We start from the raw sequence: 16,502 nt of genomic DNA, 5'->3' as shown, positions 1-16,502 counted from the left end.
GATCAGGTCGACGATGTTCCCTTGGTCTCCGGTCGACCGCTGATGGTCCTCGAACGTCGGCAGCACGTGCGCCGGACGGCCATGACGACGATCGTGGTGAGCAGCGGCAGCAGGTCAACGAGCCAACCGAACTCCCACCAGCCCGCCCGGTCGAACAGCAGTGTCATCACGAAGGCGAACGCGACCACGACGACAACGATCTGCTCCGTCGTGATCAGCAGAAACCGAACCGCCGGAGCCACATCGCCTCCTCAGATCCGGTCACGCCATCGTCAGCCAGTTGCCGAGCCGCGGAACTGAGGTCAGGGGTGGGTGGCGAGGTGGGTGACGAAGGTGGACCAGGCGGCGGGGGCGAAGGTGAGTACCGGGCCGGTCTGGTCCTTGCTGTCGCGTACCAGCACCGCGCCGGGCAGGTTGTCGGCGACCTCGACACACGCGCCGCCGGCACCGTTGGACCTGGTCGACTTGCGGAAGCGCGGGGTGCCGGTCAGCTCCATGTCAGCGCCGCTTTCTCGATCATCTCGCGGGACTCCGCGATGGGCAGGGCGTGGCTGCGGACATCCTCCCACACCTGTTCGAGCCGACGCACCCGTTGCGGATCGTCGATGGGCTCGCCGCCGAAGTGGGTGTCCAGGTAGCCCACTCTCCGGTCGTGCACCGTTCCCAGCACGAACGGACCGTTGAGCCCGGCGTACGCCCCGGCGGTCGCCGGCACGACGTGCACCCGCACGTTGGGCCGGTCACAGGCGGCGGCCAGCGCGGTCAACTGCTCCACCATCACGTCGGGCGAGCCGACCTGCCGATGCAGCACCGACCGGTCGAGCACCGCGACGAAGTGCGCCGGATTATCCGCCCGGGTGATGATCTCCTGCCGGGCCAGTCGGTTGGCCAGCGCCGTCTCGACATCGTCGACCGGGCCGACGTCGGTGAGCAACTGTCGGGCGTACGCCTCGGTCTGCAACAGCCCCGGCACGACGGAGAGTTCGAAGTAGCGCAGGATGCTCGCCTGCGCCTCGTTCTCGGCCCACGAGCGCAGGAACGGCGCGATCGACTGCCCGCGCGCATGGGCCGCCAGCCGCTGAATCCGGTCGCCGGTCTCGAAGACGCCGTCGAGTGCCTTGGCGATCGCCGGCACCGGGATGAGCCGCCCCGCCTCGTAGCTGCCGATCGACGACCCACTCACCCCGACCAGCGCGCCGAGCTGCTCCTGCGACAGCCCTCGCGCGGTCCGCTCCTTGCGGATGGCCTCCTGCAAGTCGATCATTATCGGCCCCCTTATCAGATTCGTAGGATCTCTCCGAGAACCCTCCGACTCCCACATCTTCCATTGCATGGGGTGGATAGTCCAGGGTAGAGGGGTAGGAAGTTGAGAAAGCAAGATCCACGGAGGACCGAGCCCCCGGGGCGCGTGCAAGAAAACCATTTCACGGCCACGTCCGTCAACACCGGAACAGCCAGGAACCCCCGTGCCATGGCCGCTCCGGTGCTGGTCCGTGGCCACGACGCGGCCGACACCGCGTTCCCGCAAGTAACACCGAAATGGAGTACGCACGCGCCCCGGGCCCTTATCCGATCGATCCGCCGTGAATCGAAGACTGCCCTGGTTGCCGTACTGCCCAGGAGGGCTGCGGCGATTGGGGCGGGGTGACCCGGCCGGTTCGGCAATGCGGCCGGGCCACCCCTTCCACACACCTGACACGCAAGGGGAGGAAAGCGCGATGCGAGAACTGTGGCGACGGTGGCGGATGCGACGGCAACGGCGTCGGATGGTGTCCCTGCCACCGCGCGACTGGCCCGGCGGCAACGGCGTGTACCGCGTACCCGGAAACAGCCGCAACCAGCGACCGACCGCGTACCGACCGATCCGGCCGTGGCAGGTCCGCAGCCAGCACTTCCCCGCCGCCAGCCGGCGCGCCCACGGGCGCGGCCTCGACCCGGGCGACGTCGCCGCGTTCCTCGAACGGGTCGCCTACGACCTCGGTGTCCTCTACGCCGAGCTCGACCGCACGTACGAACAGAACGACCGGATCAAGGACGCGCTGCGCCGCTGGCAGAGTGGCCATGCCCCGACGGCCTCCCCGTCCGGCTACCGGTGACCGAGCGACACACCGGGCCGGGCTCGGCCGGCGACGGAGCACGGCGCGCCCAGTTGGTGCTCACGGTCGCCAACGTCGACACCGGTGCGGTCGTCTCGGCCGGCGTCGCCCACCTCTACGACCCGGAGGCCCCGGACGAGCCGGTTCTCGCCACCTGGCTGCAACTCCCCAGGCAGTGGCGGCCCGACCTGCCGGCCGACCAGCGGTACGCCCTGGAAGCCGAGGCGATCGCTGCCGAGTCGATCGACCCGTGGCGGTTGTGGCTCGGCCGGACAACGGGTCCACCGGACAGCACCCACCCACCGTCGCCGGCGACAGCAATCGCTGTGGCGCTCCGCCTCGGCCTGACGGTCACCGTCGGCGGTCGCCCCACCGGCGTGCTCACCCAGGACACCGTCGAACAGGCGGTCGCCGACTTGCTGAGCTCGCTGCCCGACGCTCTCGGCGATCTGATCCCCGCGGAGCCGGACACCCCCATCCCCGTACCGTTCGAGCGTCGGCTTCCGCGCCACGGCCGGCGGCACTCAGCTGCCGACGTCAACGAGCTGATGTCGATCAGCCGCGACTGGAGCGGAATCCTCGACGTCGATGGACGGTAGGGACAGGTCAGCCGATCAGGTCGGCGGATGACTCTGCGGGCTCACCGAGTAGCCGCCGCGCTGTATGCAGGGCAGCAGTTTCGTCCACCTCAGCACTGGCGGCAGCGCTCGCAACGAAGGCTTCGATCTGATCCAGGTGCGCTGGCTGAAGTCCACGATTCGGCAGCGGAGCGATCAGGAGCGCCCGCCCGCTGGCGGTGAGTTCTTCGTACACGGGGCCACCGGTCGGCGTCTCGGCGTCGTCGGTCCAGATCAGCGGCCGTCCCTGCGCGACGACCTCACGTGCGGCGCCAAGCTTCGCCCCCGCAGCGGTCGACGTGGACATCTCGTGGGTCCAGCTGCGTCCGAGTCGAGGCAGGCCGAAGAGACGTTCCACCTGGTCCGCCTCGACGCACCAGGTGCTGCACCAGCGGATCTCGACCGCGCCGGCCCGGTGCATCGCCCGGATCCGGTCGATGAGCGCCGGTGCCCACCGCAGCCGATACTCCACCGCGCCGACATGTGCGGTGCCGTTGCACGGTGCCGCGCCCCAGCCGGGGCGGGTCACGTTGACGACTCCGTCGACGTCGAGCAGCCAGACAGCTTGTCGCATCGCGTCACCTTCTTGGCGCGTCGCGCGGGTGTGACGGTATCGCCGGCACACGATGTGAGGCTGAGACACCCTAACTTGGCGGCGATAGGTATCTCAGCCTCACATCAGTGCAGAAGCGGGTTGCCGCGTCAGCGGGTCGCAGGGTTGGCGGCGAGCATGGCGCAGAACAGCGCGCCCTGCTCGATCGCGTCGTCCAGGGCGACATGCTCATGGTCGTGCTCGCCGAACCACTCGCGGGGCATGGTCCGCTTCGACGTCGTCCGGTAGCCCGTGCCCAGCAGCGCCATGGCGTACGTCTTTATGTCCAGCGCCGAGTGGGAGAACGGGCTCGATCCGGTGAAGCGGATCAGGTACCAGTAGACGAACATGAAGTCGTACGCCGCCGGGTAACCGATGAACACCGGCCGCCCCGGCAGCTGGGCGAGCCATTCGGTGTAGCGGGCCATCGCCGCCGCTGGCTCCTCCTGGTCTGCCCGGCACGCCGCCCACGCCTCCGGCTGTGTCTCCCACCACGCCATCGTCTGCGGCGCACCGCTGGCACCGGGCAGTGTGACCAGGTTGGCGCTGAACGTGCCGACCAGTTCCTTGCCTGCCGTGTACGCCGCCGAGGCGAAGCTCAACATCGAGTGCGGGCCGGGGATCGGCCCGTCCGCCTCGACGTCCGTGCTGACGTAGATCTCCGCTTGTGCCACCCCCGCACCGTACGCCCAGCTGGTGGCGCGCTGTCGTACGGTGCCGGGTGTTGGCGGTCGGGTCAGCTGACGGTGAAGGTGGCCGAGGCGCGGCCGGCGGCGTCCGGTACGGCTTCCAGGTAGAACAGGCCGTCGCGGTGGCGGACGTACTGGCCGGGGAAGTTGACCGACTCCAGCGACAGTTTGCCGGCGTCGGCCAGCCCGGCTCGCGCCATGAAGGTGGCGTCCTGCCGGAACAGGCTCGACCCGTCGTTGGCCTCCACCCAGATCTGGTGGTTGCGGTGCCGCAGGTAGTAGCCGGGGAAGTTGGTCGACTCCAGCGAGACACCGGCCGAGTTGGCCAGCCCGGGGACGACCCGGAACTGCGAATCGGCCAAATTCGTTACATTCGCCTCAAGGCGGACCCGGTACTCCCAGTGCCGCAGGTAGCGGTCCGGCTGGTCGTGGGCGCTGAGCCGGACCGGGGTGGCACCGTCCGGCACCGGTACGCCAAAGTTCGGTGTGCCGTCGGCGTTCCAGTAGACCTTCTGCACCCGGGTACGCCGGTTGGGGTCACTCAGCGGGTCGTAGCCGTTGCCGAGGTACCGCTCGTAGTTGCGGGAGTGGTAGACGATCACGTCGCTGCCGTCCTCGGCGACGGTGAACGAGTTGTGCCCCGGCCCCCACTGGCCGGTCCGGCTGTTGCTGGCCAGCACCGGGTTCGGGCTCTTGGTCCACGATGACGCGTTCAGCAGGTTGCTGCTCGCCGACGCGGTGAGCAGCCCGACGGCGTAGTTGGCGTCGGTGGCGCTGGCCGAGTAGGTCATGAAGACCCGGCCGTTGCGGATGATCACCGCCGGGCCTTCGTTGACCCGGTAGCCGCGGGTCTCCCACGCGTACGTCGGGGTGCTGATCATGACCGGGGTGCCGGTGTACGTCCACGGGTTGACCATCCGCGCCAGGTAGATGTTGGAGTTGCTGCCGGCGTACTCGGCCCAGGCCAGGTAGCGCACTCCGTTGTGGACGAACGTGGTGGCGTCCAGTGAGAAGCCGGGGCGCGAGGGCTGGATCTGGCCGCGTTCGGTCCACGGTCCGTCGAGCGGGTTGGCGGCAGAGGACTCCAGCACGTACGGGCGGATGGCCCAGATGTCCTCGGCCCGGCCGGCGGCGAAGTGGATGTACCACCTGCCGTCGATGAAGTGCAGCTCGGGTGCCCAGATGTGCGCGCCCATCTCGCCGGTCGAGTGCTTGCGCCAGATCACCCGCTCGGTGGCGGCGGCCAGGCCCTGCAGGGTGGTGGCCCGGCGCATGACGATCCGGTCGTACTCGGGGACGGTGGCGACGAAGTAGTAGTACCCGTCGGTGTGCCGGTGCACGTGCGGGTCGGCCCGCTGTTCGACGATCGGGTTGGTGAACTGGACGGCGGGCGGGACCGCCGCCGTGACAGCAGCCGGGGCGGCGGCGACCACGGCGGTGGTGGTGGCCGCAGTCACCAGGGCGGCGGTTGTCGCCGCCAGCCAGTTGACCGTGGATCGCGATCGCCTCATAACCGACACCCTTCGCAATCATCCTCTTCGATACGAACAGTGTTAGCGCTCACACAGCCAGGGTCAAGAGGGTTCGTCATCTATACGAAACAATCCGGCGGGGCAGTCGGCGGAAATCTCCCACCGCCCCGCCGGATACCGTCCGAACTCGCCCCAGCAACGCCCGTCGCTGGAGACTCGGCCGAGGCCGGCCGCTACGGCTACTCGCCGCCGAGATTCACCAGCGCCTGCGCGGTCCGGAAGTACGGGTTCCGCCCGAGGTCGCCGACGGTGACGATGCCGAAGGCATCCTTGAGCAGCTTGGCGTCGCTCTCACTGACGCCCTTCAGCGCGGCGACCGGCGCGGCGACGATCTCGGTCAGGGACTTGTCCTGGTAGGCCTTGTCGACCAGCGTGGTCAGGTCAGCGGTGACCGGCATCCTGTTTGTTCTCCTTACTCGGTGGGGGTATGACCCGGCCCACGGCGGGCCGAGCCGACGAGTCCAGCTGTCTGCAGCACTGACTCGGGGGTACGCGGGCCGGCGGCTACTCCTCGGACTCTTCTTCCTCGGGTTCGTCTTCCTCGTCGTCGCCGCCGATGACGTCGAAGACCTCCTCGGCGACCATGCCGGCGGCGAAACCGGCAACGGCGCCGCCGGCCGCACCGGCGAGTACGCCACCCATCCCAGAGCCACTGTCCTCGTGTCCACCGTGGTACCCGCCATGGGCGTGACCACCCCCGTAGCCGCCGAGCAGCGCGTGTCGCTGCTCCAGCGACTGCCGCAGCCAGGAGTCGACCAGGCTGATCCAGTCGATGCTCTCGGCGGCCGCGTGCTCGATCCGGTAGTGGCCGTACGCGTCGTGGCCGGGGGTGAACAACCCGGACTTCTTGTCGAACTCCAGGACCACGGTCACTCCGTACGGGTCGGCGACGAACGTCAGCTCAACCTGGCTGACCCCCGGGTACTGCGGTGCCGACGCGTACTCGATCTCCTGGTAGAACGGCATGGTCTGGGGCAGGCCGGCCAGCTGGCCGTGTTCCAGGTCGGCACCGGTGAACGGCAGTCCGAGCGCAGCGAACGCCTCCAGGATCCGCTCCTGCACCGGCAGCGGATAGACGTGCACGTCGTCGAGGTCACCCGGGTCGATGGCACCGCGGACCCAGATCTTGGTACGCAGGCCCATGGTCATGCCGGGCAGCCGCTGACCGTACATGTCGGTGACCGGCGTCTCCCACGGCACGTCGATCTCGAACGGCAGCGACAACTGCTGCCCGGCGGCAAGACGCAGCTCGCCGCAGACCGGAACCCGATGGAACTCGACCGTACCGTCGTACTCCTCGTCGTCGGTCTCCATCTCGACCCGGGTGACCAGCGCGACGGTGATCTGGTCGATCTCCACCTCGTGGTCGCCGCCGGTGATGTCGACCTGGCCGGCCAGGGTCAGGCCGGGGCGGGTGCTGGCGTTGGACAGGACGGTGTCGACAGTCGGTCCACCGACTCCGAAGGCTCGGAGCATCCGTTTGAAGACCACGTGGCTATCTCTCCCTGGCGGTACGCTGGCGCGATCCCCGGACGCGCCGCTCGTTGCCGCACAACATGATCAGATGTGTCTATTTTGGAACCGGGGTTGCCGAAGATGCTAGCTGGGCAGCCTGAGAGGTTGCTGAACAGCAGATATCAGGTACGCAAAGTAATTGTACGAGTACTTCTCGCTACTGTTCTCAGTGAACTCGAAGGTTGGCGCAGCGTCCGCCTGTCTATGCTGAGAACCATGCCCACCACCAGCGACCCTCCCAGTCCCGGCCGCCCCGTCACCGTCGAAGGAGTGACCGGGCGGTGATGGAGTGGGCGCTGCTGGGCGCCGCGGTGCTGCTGGTCGCCGCCAACGCCGTGTTCGTCGCCGCCGAGTTCGCCTTCGTGACGGTCGACCGGGCGACCGTGGAGCGGCAGGCCGCCGCCGGTGACCGCCGCTCGGCGGGCCTGCTGCGCGGCCTGCGGACGCTGTCCACCCAGCTGTCCGGCGCCCAGCTCGGCATCACCGTGACCAGCCTGGTCGTCGGCTTCCTCGCCGAGCCGTCACTGGCCACCCTGCTACGCGGCCCGCTCGGGCTCACCGGCCTGCCGGACGGCGCGACCACCGCACTTGCGCTGACGCTGGCGCTGGTCCTGGCCACCGGTTTCCAGATGACCTTCGGCGAGCTGGTGCCGAAGAACTGGGCAATCGCCGAACCGCTGCGGGTCGGCCGGGCGGTCGCCGGCGCGCAGCGCGGCTTCACCGCCGCCACCGGGCCCCTGATCCGGTTCCTCAATGGTACGGCCAACCGGATCCTGCGGGCCTTCGGCATCGAGCCAACCGAGGAACTGGCGTCCGCCCGTACGCCTCAGGAGCTGGCGTCGCTGGTCAGCCGATCCGGCGAGGAAGGGACCCTGGATGCGGAGACCGCCGAGCTGGTCTCCCGGTCGATCGACTTCGGCGAGCGGACCGCCGCCGACGTGATGACCCCCCGGCCCCGGGTCCGGTTCGTCACCGCCGACGCACCGGTGGCCGAGGTGCTGCGGCTGGCCGCAGCCACCGGACACGCCCGCTTCCCGGTCACCGGCACCGGAGTCGACGAGGTGCTCGGCGCCGTCCATTTCAAGCATGCCCTCGCCGTACCGGCCGGGGAGCGCGACGACCGGCCCGTGCGGTCCGTGATGGTCGAGCTGCCCGAGGTCCCGGAGACCGCCGAGCTGGACCCGCTGCTCGGCACGCTGCGCAGCCGGGGACTGCAGATGGCGGTGGTGGTCGACGAGTACGGCGGCACCGCCGGCATCGTCACCCTGGAGGACCTGGTCGAGGAGATCGTCGGGGAGATCGCCGACGAGCAGGACCGGCCGACCGGCCGGCACCAGCGCGCCGCCGACGGTTCGTGGCAGCTCTCCGGCCTGCTGCGGCCCGACGAGGCGGCCCGGCTGACCGGGCTCGACCTGCCGGAGGGCCGGATCTCCGACACCCTCGGTGGGGTGATCATCGAGGAGCTCGGCCGGCTGCCCCGGGTCGGTGACACTGTCACGGTCGTCGCCGACGACCGCGAACACCCGGACCCGGACGGGCTGCCCACGTCCGTACCGGTGGAACTGACCGTGACCCGGGTCGACGGCCGCCGCGCCGACCGGCTGCTGCTGCGCCGCGCCGACCCCACCGCGGCAGCCGGGTCTCCTGACGGACGCCGGAACGGCCACTCAGCCGGGCACCCGGAGGAGACCGCGTCATGAGTGACTGGTTGGCGATCCTCATCGGGGTGCTGCTGCTCGCCGGCAACGCGTTCTTCGTCGGTGCCGAGTTCGCACTGATCTCGGCCCGGCGGACGCAGATCGAGCCACGAGCCGCCGACGGGTCCCGGCTGGCCCGGGTCACCCTACGGGCCATGGAGAGCGTGTCACTGATGATGGCCGGTGCCCAGCTCGGCATCACCGTCTGTTCGCTCGGCCTGGGTGCCATCGGCGAGCCGGCCGTGGCGCACCTGATGGAGCCGGCCTTCGCCGCCGCCGGGGTGCCGGACGCGCTGGTGCACCCGATCGCGTTCGCCATCGCCCTGGCAATCGTGGTCTTCCTGCACATGGTGATTGGCGAGATGGTGCCGAAGAACATCGCCCTCGCCGGTCCGGAGCGGTCCGCGATGGTCCTGGGCCCGGTCCTGTACGGCGTCGTCACCGTGCTGCGGCCACTGATCTGGCTGCTCAACCAGCTCGCCAACATCGTCCTGCGCCTGCTGCGGGTGCAGCCGAAGGACGAGGTGACCTCCACCTTCACCCGGGAGGAGGTCTCCGGCTTCATCGCCCAGTCCCGCCGTGAGGGCCTGATCGACGAGCACGAGCACCGGCTGCTGACCGGGGCGCTGGCGTTCAGCGACCAGCCGACCGCCCGGGTGGCGATCCCGCTGGATTCGCTGGTCACGGTCTCCGCCACCAGCACGCCGGTCGAGCTGGAGAAGCGCTGCGCCGACACCGGCTACTCCCGCTTCCCGGTCGTCGACGGCGCCGCACAGGTCACCGGCTACCTGCACGTCAAGGACGTGCTCGGGGCCTCGGCGCAGGACCGGGACCGGGCGGTCGACTCCCGGCTGATCCGGCCACTGGTCACGGTTCGGGCCACCCAGCCGATGCGGGACACCCTGACGGTCATGCAGCAACGGGGCGCCCACCTGGCCCGGGTGGTGGACGCCGACGGCCGGTTGACCGGCCTGGCCGCGTTGGAGGACGTGATCGAGGAGCTGGTCGGTGAGGTCCGCGACGCCGCCCAGGCCGCCAGCCGCTAAACGCCGCACAGGCCGCCAGCCACTAAGCGGGCGGAGCAAGCTGCGGTGGCCCGTCGGTGGGCTGGTCGAGCGACTGGCGGGCGAGCAGCGTCGCGCCGGCCACCGCCGCCGGCATGACCAGTACCGCGCCGAACGGGATCAGGCAGCAGCAGAAGACCGCCACCCCGAAGCCGAGCGCCTTCGGCCGGTTGCTGCGCAGTGCCACCCGCCGGTCCGGCAGCCGCAGCCCACGGCGGTAGAACGCGGAACCGACCAGCTCAAGTGCGAGCCGCCAGCCGCCGAACAGGGCGGCGACCACCGGCACCACGGTCTGCCCGACGACCGGGATGAACCCGCAGAGGAACAGCGGTATCCCGATGACGATGCCAAACGCGATCAGCCGGGCCGAGTCGAGCAGGCTGTGCCACAGCGACCGCCACCACGGTACGTCGACCCCGTTCGGCACCCCGCCATGCTGCTCCTCCACCCGTTCGGAAATCTTCTCGTAGAACGGATCCCCGATGAACAGGGTCACGGCGGTGAAGGTGAGTACACCGATCAGCCCACCGAGGGCCAGCAACGCGACGGCGACCGCACCGCGTACCGCGTCCCGGGTGCCCGCCGACCAGTCGTCGGCGAACGGGGTGAGCCAGCCGGCGACGTCGACCACGACGGCTGTCCAACCGACGAACGCGGCCACGAACAGCACCCCGGCGATCACCGCCGGGATCAGCCCGAGCAGCACCATCTTCGGGTTGCGGGCGTAGGTGCCGAAGCCCCGCAGGAACAGCCGGACACCGTCGAGGAAGGCGCGGATCATCTCAGCCGGCCAGGCGCAGCCGTACCCGGCGGTTGGCCCGACCTTTGCTCTGCCACTCACGCAGGGTCGGGTCGTGCAGGTCGAGTCGGTCGGTACGGCCGTGACTGGTGACACCCACGGGTGGCAGGTTACCGCTGACCAGATGGAATCACCCAGCCAGCTGATTTGACGAGTGTCAAACTTGACCATCGTCGAAACAGCGGGCATCGTATGGTTGATTCGACGATCATCAAGACTGCAAACGCTCGCCAGCACGGAGGGATCCATGATCAACGAAGAGCAACCGGCCGTCGTCATCGGGGCCGGACCGGTCGGCCTGGCCGCCGCCGCCCACCTGCACGAACGCGGCCTGCCCTGGGTCCTGCTGGAGGCTGGTGGCAACGCTGGCGCGGCGGTCGGCAGGTGGGGGCACGTTCAGCTCTTCTCCCCCTGGCGTTACAACATCGACACCGCCGCCCGCCGGCTGCTCGACGCCGCCGGCTGGGCCGCCCCCGATCCCGAGCACCTGCCGACCGGCGCCGAGTTGGTCGGCGACTACCTCGAACCGCTGGCCAAGCTGCCCGACTTGGCCGGTCGGATCCGGTACGGCGCGCGGGTCGTCGCACTGGGCCGCACCGGCATCGACCGGGTCCGCACCGACGGCCGCGAGCAGGCACCGTTCGTGGTCCGGCTCGCCGACGGTACGGAGCTCAGCGCCGGTGCCGTCATCGACGCCTCCGGCACCTGGGGTACGCCGAACGTCCTGGGCGTCAACGGGCTGCCCGCCCACGGCGAGCCGCAGGCAGCCCACTTGATCAGCACCGCTCTGCCGGACGTGCTCGGTGCCCACCGGGCCGACCACACCGGCCGGCACACCGTGGTCGTCGGTGCCGGCCACTCCGCCGCCAACACCCTGCTGGCCCTCGCCGAGCTGGCTGCTCAGGAGCCGGGCACCCAGGTCAGCTGGGTCACCCGGGGCGCGACCATCGACCGGGCGTTGGGCGGCGGCGATGCCGACGCTCTGCCTGGCCGCGGCAAGTTGGGCACCGGACTGCGGTTGCTGCTCGACTCCGGCCGAGTCGAGCTGGTCAGCGGATTCGGCGTGCACACCGTACGCGCCACCGCCAGCGGCCGGGCCGAACTGATCGCAACCGACGGCCGGACGCTGGCCGCCGACCGGATCGTGTCGGCCACCGGGTTCCGCCCCGACCACCGGATCGCCGACGAGCTACGACTGGACCTGGACCCGGCGCTGGGCTGCGCCCGGATGCTGGCCCCGCTGATCGACCCGAACGAGCATTCCTGTGGCACCGTCCCGCCGCACGGGGTGGACGAGCTCACCCAGCCGGAGCCGGGGTACTACGTCGTCGGCATGAAAAGCTACGGCCGGGCACCGACGTTCCTGCTGGCCACCGGCTACGAGCAGGTCCGCTCGGTCACGGCGGCGCTGGCCGGTGACTGGACCGCCGCCCGGGACGTACAGCTGGATCTGCCGGAGACCGGCGTCTGCTCGGTGACGCCCAGCGACCAGTCCACCACGCCGTCCGCCGCCTCCGGCGGCTGCTGCGGTTGACCGTGGTCGACCTGATCAGCGACGGGCGCCGTGGCGCCCGTCGCTGATCAGGTCGGCTCGTTGAGAAAGCCGGAGACCCGCTGCCGCAGATCGGTGCGCTGGTTCCAGAGCACGCCGGGGCGGTCGTAGACGTGCAGGGCGGCGCCCGGGATGGCGGCGGCCAGCCGCTCGGCGGTCTCGGCCGGGTGCAGGTCGTCGCCGACGCAGCCGATCACCAGGACCCGGGCGGTGACCGCGGCGAGCGCCGCCGGGTCGGGCACCGGCACTGCGTCGGCCAGGTCGACCAGTTCGGCTGCGAGGCCGTCGCGCAGCAGCTGGTCGATCCTGGTACGCAGGTACGCCCACGCGGCCGGGGTGTTGCGTACCGGCACCGGGGTCTCCGCCGCGATCAGCTCCGCCACCCCGGAGACGTCGCTGTCGTTGACCGCGGTGACCAGCTCGGCGACCCGCTGGCGGGCCGAGGCCGGCCGGGCCGTGTCGAAGGCCGACGGTAGGAAGAACACCGCCCGGTCGAACCGCTGCGGGCTGTCGGTCAGCAACCGGGCCAGCGCCCCGGCACCGAGGCTCATCCCGACCGCTCGGCCGGCACCGGTCAGATCGGCCACGGCCCGCAGGTCCCGGGCCAGATCGGGGTAGCCCCATGGGCCGGCCGGCGCGGCGGACCGGCCGTGCCCCCGGAACTGGAAGAACACCTTGCGCCCGACGACTCCGCTGCCCAACGGCCGGGTGGTGGCGATCCCGTGCGCTATACCGTGTGCGAAGACGGTGGTCGGCTCACCGGACCCGGTGACCAGCCGTTCCAGCTCCACGCCGTGCGGCGTGGTGATCACCTCGGTCTCCGGTTCGGGCAGCGCGGGTCGGCCGGTACGGGGACCGGACGGGCCGGGCCCGTAGGTCCGCGGCCCGCCGTCCGGCGGCGGTGGCCAACGAAAATCTCTCACCAGGAGCCTCGGCCGTCGGCGATGTCCCGCAGCCCGACCCGCACGTCGAGCAGGTAGATCAGCCCGGCGGCGATCCCGATCAGACCGAACAGGCTGACCTGGAACAGCAGGGTGAGCAGCAGGCAGACGCCGAGGATGGCCAGCCACGCGCCTTTCGGCAGGGTGCCGATCGCCGGGAACGCCTCGCCTTTCTGGGTGACGCAGTGCACCAGCGCGACCGCCTGCACGACGAGGGCGAACACGAACAGCGCCAGGTCGAGGATGTACCGGACGTCGGCATAGAACAGCGGCGCGGCAGAGTCCATGCCCAAAGCTTATGCCGCGGGCCCCGGACGGGTGCCACCTGCATCCGGGGCCCGCGGATCACCCGGACCCGCCGGAACTACTCGGCCTTGGCCTGGGTGGGCTTGGCCGGCTCGGTCGAGTCGGCTTCCGGTGCCGCGGTGACCTGGGCTGGAGCCTCGGTGGTCGCCATGTCGGCATTGACGGTGTCGGCGGCCCGGACCACCCCGGTGCCGACGACCCGCTCGCCGTGCGCCACCAGCGTGCCGTAGATCGCCACGGCCCGCTGCCCGGCCGACTGGGCACCGGCGAGCACCGCGTCGCGGTTGCGCACCGCGATCGCTCGCAGGCGCTCCAGGTCGGCACCGGTGTTGGCCCGCTCACGCAGCTCGGCCGTGCCCTGGGCAGCCTTCTCCCGCAGGCCGACGGTGCCGAGGGTGGCCTTGCCGGTCAGCTGGGTGACGGCCACCGGTAGCTTGCGCAGCTGCTGGTAGGCCAGGTCACCGGCGCCGGCGACGGCGTACAGAGGTGCTGGGATCCGCTTGGTCTTCGGCTGGCTCATCGTTGCTCCTCCTCGGCCGCTGCGGCGGCCTGCTCGGTTTCCCCGGCCCGGGGCGTACGACGCCGGGGGGTGGTCTTCTGCCGGGAAGTGGTCCTGGTCGGCGCGGTCGGCGGCGGGTCCTCGCCCGCCGGGCCAGGTGCGGCCCCGGCCTCGGTGACGGCGACCGACTGCAGGGTCTGCTCCTCAACTTCTTCGGCGGCTTCGGCGGCGGTAGCTGTGTCCGCGTCGGTGTCCGGTCCGGCGTGCCGGGCGTTCTCCCGGCGGAACGTCTCGTAGATCTGGCTCAGCGACTGCTTCTGCGCCATGGTGAGGTCGGGGTCCGAAGCGATCGCGGCAAGCACGCCCTGGCCGTCCTTGTCGTCGAGCAGCCCGGCCCGCAGGTACATCACCGGCGTGGAGACCCGCAGCGCGCTGGCCAACTGCTGGAGCACCTCCGCGCTCGGTTTGCGCAGGCCGCGCTCCACCTGACTGAGGTACGGGTTGCTGACGCCGGCCTGCTCGGCGAGCTGCCGCAGCGAGATGCGGGCGTTGTGCCGCAGGTCCCGGATGAAGCCCCCGATGTCGCGGGGCAGGTCCTTCGGTGTGGCCATGTCTCGACGGTAGCCCCGATCTGCTTGCAACTGCTAGCGAAACGCTAACGAAAGTTAGCGGAGTCACCCGGAAGAACCGTCGCAGGAGCAGCCGAGAAAGTCGTTGGCGGCCACCCGCCCCGTGTCGCTAGGCTGCCCGCCGATGACGACGATCCGGGTAAGCAACGCAACGATCAGCTACGACGACGTCGGCACCGGGCCACCCGTACTGCTGATCCACGCCGGCATCGCCGACCGCCGGATGTGGCGGGCGCAGGTCGCCGCGCTTCGTGACCGGCACCGGGTGATCGCCATGGATCTGCGCGGGTACGGCGAGTCCGACCTGCCGGCCACCGCGTTCGCCCACCACGACGACGTGATCGGCCTACTGGACGCGCTCGGAGTCGCCCGCGCCGCGCTGGTCGGCTGTTCGTTCGGCGGCGCGGTCGCCATCGACGTCGCCATCGCCCACCCCGACCGGGTCACCGCCCTCGCCCTGTTCGGGTCCGCCCTGGGCGGCCACGACTGGTCCGACGCCACCGAACAGCTCTGGGACGACCTGGTCGGCGCGGTGGACCCGGAGGATCTGGACGCGATGGCCGACGCCGAGGTGCGGTTCTGGGTCGTCGGCCCGCACCGGCAGCCCGCCGACGTCGACCCGGAGCTGATCGCCTTCGCCCGCGAAATGGACCGTCGGGCGCTCGCCGCCGAAGCCGCGCTCGGCGACGTCACCCACCGCGAACTCGATCCACCGGCGGCCCGCCGGCTCGGTGAGATCGGCGTGCCGGTGCTGGTCGGCGCCGGTGCGCTCGACGTGCCGGACATCCTTGCCCTGGCCGACCTGATCAGCACCGGCATCCCGACCGCCCGGCGGCTGCCGGACGTGCCCGACGCGGCCCACCTGCTGCCGCTGGAGTGCCCCGGGCCGGTCGACGCCGCGCTGCGTGAGTTCCTCGCCGACACCGTGCGATAGCCGATCACCGTGCGATAGCCGATCACCGTGCGATAGCCAACTCGTCCGCCGGCCAGTCTCGTCAGGAGGGCCGGCACAGGGCGCGCAGCGTGCCGACCGGCTGGCCGCCACCGAGCACCGGCGGCTCACCGAGTTCGGCCAGAGCCGTCGGATCCAGGCCTTCGGCGTCGGCGCCAGTGCCGACGCCGAGCCGACGCAGCGCGGCGACCACCGGCGGCACCGTCGCCCGCTGCGCGCCGTCGTCGATCTTCACCGCGATCGCCCCGACGCCGGGCACCGCCACCGCCAGCACACCCTCCGCACCGACCTTGGCCAGCAGCCCGGGCACGGCCCGCATCAGTCGGGTGTCGGCCCGTCCGGTGCCGGCCACCAGCTCCGGGTACGCCCGCATCGCGTCCGCCACGGTCCGCTCCACCGACCCGGCGAGGCCGTGCACCAGCCGCAGGAACGCCCGCGCCACCGCGGTCAGCGACAGCGCCAGCACCGGCGCACCGCAGCCGTCCACCCCGACGGCGGCGGCCGGCTCACCGGCGTACTCCTCGACGGCGGCCCGGATCCGTTCCTGCAACGGATGCTCCGGATGCCAGTACTCCTCCACCGGCCAACCGGCCGCCCGGCAGGTCAGCAGCATCCCGGCGTGCTTGCCGGAGCAGTTCATCTGCAGCCGACTCGGCCCGCCACCGGCTCGCAGCACGTCGGCTGCGGCGGCCGCGCCGACCGGCAGCTCCGGCGGGCAGCGCAGCGCCGCCTCGGTGAGCCCGGCGGTACGCAGCAGCGCGGCCACCCGGGCCAGGTGGAAGTCTTCGCCACTGTGGCTGGCACAGACCAGCGCCAGGTCGGCTGGATCGGCCAGCCGCAGCCCGGCCCACAGCATGCCGATCGCCTGCAACGGCTTGTTCGCCGACCGGGGGAACACCGGCGACTCCACGTCGCCGAACCGCTCCCGCAGTCCGCCGTCAGCGGCCAGCACCACCAGTGAGCCGTGATGCCGGCTCTCCACGAAACCGGAGCGGGCCATCTCGACCAGCGGCACCCCGCCG

At 70.9% G+C, this 16,502-nt stretch carries 20 protein-coding genes; 6 read left to right on the top strand and 14 right to left on the bottom strand.

Going from position 1 to position 16,502, the window contains the following annotated elements; translation table 11 throughout:
• Nucleotides 1–2: 2 nt before the first annotated feature.
• Genes O7610_RS26105 through O7610_RS26095 form a run of 3 tightly spaced genes read right to left on the bottom strand, consistent with a single transcriptional unit; the run spans nt 3 to nt 1,264 of the window.
• On the bottom strand, nt 3–242 hold the full coding sequence (locus O7610_RS26105; RefSeq protein ID WP_281553024.1) for a hypothetical protein: 240 nt from the start codon (nt 240–242) through the stop codon (nt 3–5).
• A 60-nt stretch (nt 243–302) separates the two neighbouring features.
• Nucleotides 303–497: a DUF397 domain-containing protein gene (locus O7610_RS26100; protein ID WP_281553023.1), complete on the bottom strand. Its 195-nt coding sequence runs from the start codon at nt 495–497 to the stop codon at nt 303–305.
• The gene (locus tag O7610_RS26095; RefSeq protein ID WP_281553022.1) at nt 488–1,264 is read right to left on the bottom strand and encodes a helix-turn-helix domain-containing protein; all 777 of its coding nucleotides are present in this window, start codon (nt 1,262–1,264) and stop codon (nt 488–490) included. Before O7610_RS26095 ends, O7610_RS26100 begins: the two co-directional genes overlap by 10 nt.
• 454 nt (nt 1,265–1,718) lie before the next feature.
• On the opposite strand from O7610_RS26095, the gene O7610_RS26090 reads away from it, so the two are divergent.
• Nucleotides 1,719–2,096, top strand: coding sequence for a DivIVA domain-containing protein (locus tag O7610_RS26090; protein WP_289212100.1), 378 nt, complete (start codon nt 1,719–1,721; stop codon nt 2,094–2,096).
• Entirely contained in the window at nt 2,093–2,695 is a 603-nt protein-coding gene (locus tag O7610_RS26085) for a hypothetical protein (protein ID WP_281553020.1), read from the top strand. The genes O7610_RS26090 and O7610_RS26085 overlap by 4 nt, the downstream gene beginning before the upstream one ends.
• A gap of 7 nt (nt 2,696–2,702) precedes the next feature.
• Here the strand turns inward: O7610_RS26085 and O7610_RS26080 are convergent, their stop codons facing one another.
• The 5 genes from O7610_RS26080 to O7610_RS26060 all read right to left on the bottom strand — a co-directional run bounded on the left by O7610_RS26080 (nt 2,703) and on the right by O7610_RS26060 (nt 7,017).
• On the bottom strand, nt 2,703–3,287 hold the full coding sequence (locus O7610_RS26080) for an HAD domain-containing protein (RefSeq protein WP_281553019.1): 585 nt from the start codon (nt 3,285–3,287) through the stop codon (nt 2,703–2,705).
• A 128-nt stretch (nt 3,288–3,415) separates the two neighbouring features.
• Nucleotides 3,416–3,979: a 3'-5' exonuclease family protein gene (locus tag O7610_RS26075; protein ID WP_281553018.1), complete on the bottom strand. Its 564-nt coding sequence runs from the start codon at nt 3,977–3,979 to the stop codon at nt 3,416–3,418.
• Between the two features lie 62 nt (nt 3,980–4,041).
• Nucleotides 4,042–5,505 carry a family 43 glycosylhydrolase gene (locus O7610_RS26070; RefSeq protein ID WP_281553017.1) on the bottom strand — a complete coding sequence of 488 codons (1,464 nt, stop codon included), beginning with the start codon at nt 5,503–5,505 and terminating at the stop codon, nt 4,042–4,044.
• A 200-nt stretch (nt 5,506–5,705) separates the two neighbouring features.
• Nucleotides 5,706–5,924: a hypothetical protein gene (locus O7610_RS26065; protein WP_278119086.1), complete on the bottom strand. Its 219-nt coding sequence runs from the start codon at nt 5,922–5,924 to the stop codon at nt 5,706–5,708.
• Between the two features lie 106 nt (nt 5,925–6,030).
• Complete coding sequence (locus O7610_RS26060; protein WP_281553016.1) at nt 6,031–7,017, bottom strand: sporulation protein; 987 nt, start codon at nt 7,015–7,017, stop codon at nt 6,031–6,033.
• A gap of 308 nt (nt 7,018–7,325) precedes the next feature.
• Here O7610_RS26060 and O7610_RS26055 point away from each other — a divergent pair, with 308 nt between their 5' ends.
• On the top strand, nt 7,326–8,741 hold the full coding sequence (locus O7610_RS26055; RefSeq protein ID WP_289213695.1) for a hemolysin family protein: 1,416 nt from the start codon (nt 7,326–7,328) through the stop codon (nt 8,739–8,741).
• Complete coding sequence (locus O7610_RS26050) at nt 8,738–9,784, top strand: hemolysin family protein (RefSeq protein ID WP_281553015.1); 1,047 nt, start codon at nt 8,738–8,740, stop codon at nt 9,782–9,784. The genes O7610_RS26055 and O7610_RS26050 overlap by 4 nt, the downstream gene beginning before the upstream one ends.
• 22 nt (nt 9,785–9,806) lie before the next feature.
• On the opposite strand, the gene O7610_RS26045 is transcribed toward O7610_RS26050, so the two are convergent.
• Nucleotides 9,807–10,583: an EI24 domain-containing protein gene (locus tag O7610_RS26045; RefSeq protein WP_281553014.1), complete on the bottom strand. Its 777-nt coding sequence runs from the start codon at nt 10,581–10,583 to the stop codon at nt 9,807–9,809.
• 265 nt (nt 10,584–10,848) lie between these two features.
• On the opposite strand from O7610_RS26045, the gene O7610_RS26040 reads away from it, so the two are divergent.
• Nucleotides 10,849–12,135, top strand: coding sequence for an NAD(P)-binding domain-containing protein (locus O7610_RS26040; protein ID WP_289212099.1), 1,287 nt, complete (start codon nt 10,849–10,851; stop codon nt 12,133–12,135).
• 47 nt (nt 12,136–12,182) lie between these two features.
• Here the strand turns inward: O7610_RS26040 and O7610_RS26035 are convergent, their stop codons facing one another.
• The 4 genes from O7610_RS26035 to O7610_RS26020 all read right to left on the bottom strand — a co-directional run bounded on the left by O7610_RS26035 (nt 12,183) and on the right by O7610_RS26020 (nt 14,510).
• Nucleotides 12,183–13,076 carry an alpha/beta fold hydrolase gene (locus O7610_RS26035; RefSeq protein WP_289212098.1) on the bottom strand — a complete coding sequence of 298 codons (894 nt, stop codon included), beginning with the start codon at nt 13,074–13,076 and terminating at the stop codon, nt 12,183–12,185.
• Nucleotides 13,073–13,381 (bottom strand): DUF2516 family protein, encoded by a 309-nt coding sequence (locus tag O7610_RS26030; RefSeq protein WP_123605844.1) that lies wholly within the window; start codon nt 13,379–13,381, stop codon nt 13,073–13,075. The genes O7610_RS26035 and O7610_RS26030 overlap by 4 nt, the downstream gene beginning before the upstream one ends.
• 77 nt (nt 13,382–13,458) lie before the next feature.
• Nucleotides 13,459–13,920: a hypothetical protein gene (locus O7610_RS26025; RefSeq protein WP_281553010.1), complete on the bottom strand. Its 462-nt coding sequence runs from the start codon at nt 13,918–13,920 to the stop codon at nt 13,459–13,461.
• Nucleotides 13,917–14,510 carry a helix-turn-helix domain-containing protein gene (locus O7610_RS26020; protein ID WP_281553009.1) on the bottom strand — a complete coding sequence of 198 codons (594 nt, stop codon included), beginning with the start codon at nt 14,508–14,510 and terminating at the stop codon, nt 13,917–13,919. Before O7610_RS26020 ends, O7610_RS26025 begins: the two co-directional genes overlap by 4 nt.
• A gap of 142 nt (nt 14,511–14,652) precedes the next feature.
• Here O7610_RS26020 and O7610_RS26015 point away from each other — a divergent pair, with 142 nt between their 5' ends.
• Nucleotides 14,653–15,462 (top strand): alpha/beta fold hydrolase, encoded by an 810-nt coding sequence (locus tag O7610_RS26015; protein WP_289212097.1) that lies wholly within the window; start codon nt 14,653–14,655, stop codon nt 15,460–15,462.
• 61 nt (nt 15,463–15,523) lie between these two features.
• On the opposite strand, the gene O7610_RS26010 is transcribed toward O7610_RS26015, so the two are convergent.
• On the bottom strand, nt 15,524–16,480 hold the full coding sequence (locus O7610_RS26010) for an asparaginase (RefSeq protein ID WP_281555400.1): 957 nt from the start codon (nt 16,478–16,480) through the stop codon (nt 15,524–15,526).
• Nucleotides 16,481–16,502 lie beyond the last annotated feature (22 nt).

The sequence above is a fragment of the Solwaraspora sp. WMMA2065 genome (assembly GCF_030345075.1).
GTDB lineage: Bacteria > Actinomycetota > Actinomycetes > Mycobacteriales > Micromonosporaceae > Micromonospora_E.
This window is presented reverse-complemented; position numbering and strand designations above follow the sequence as displayed.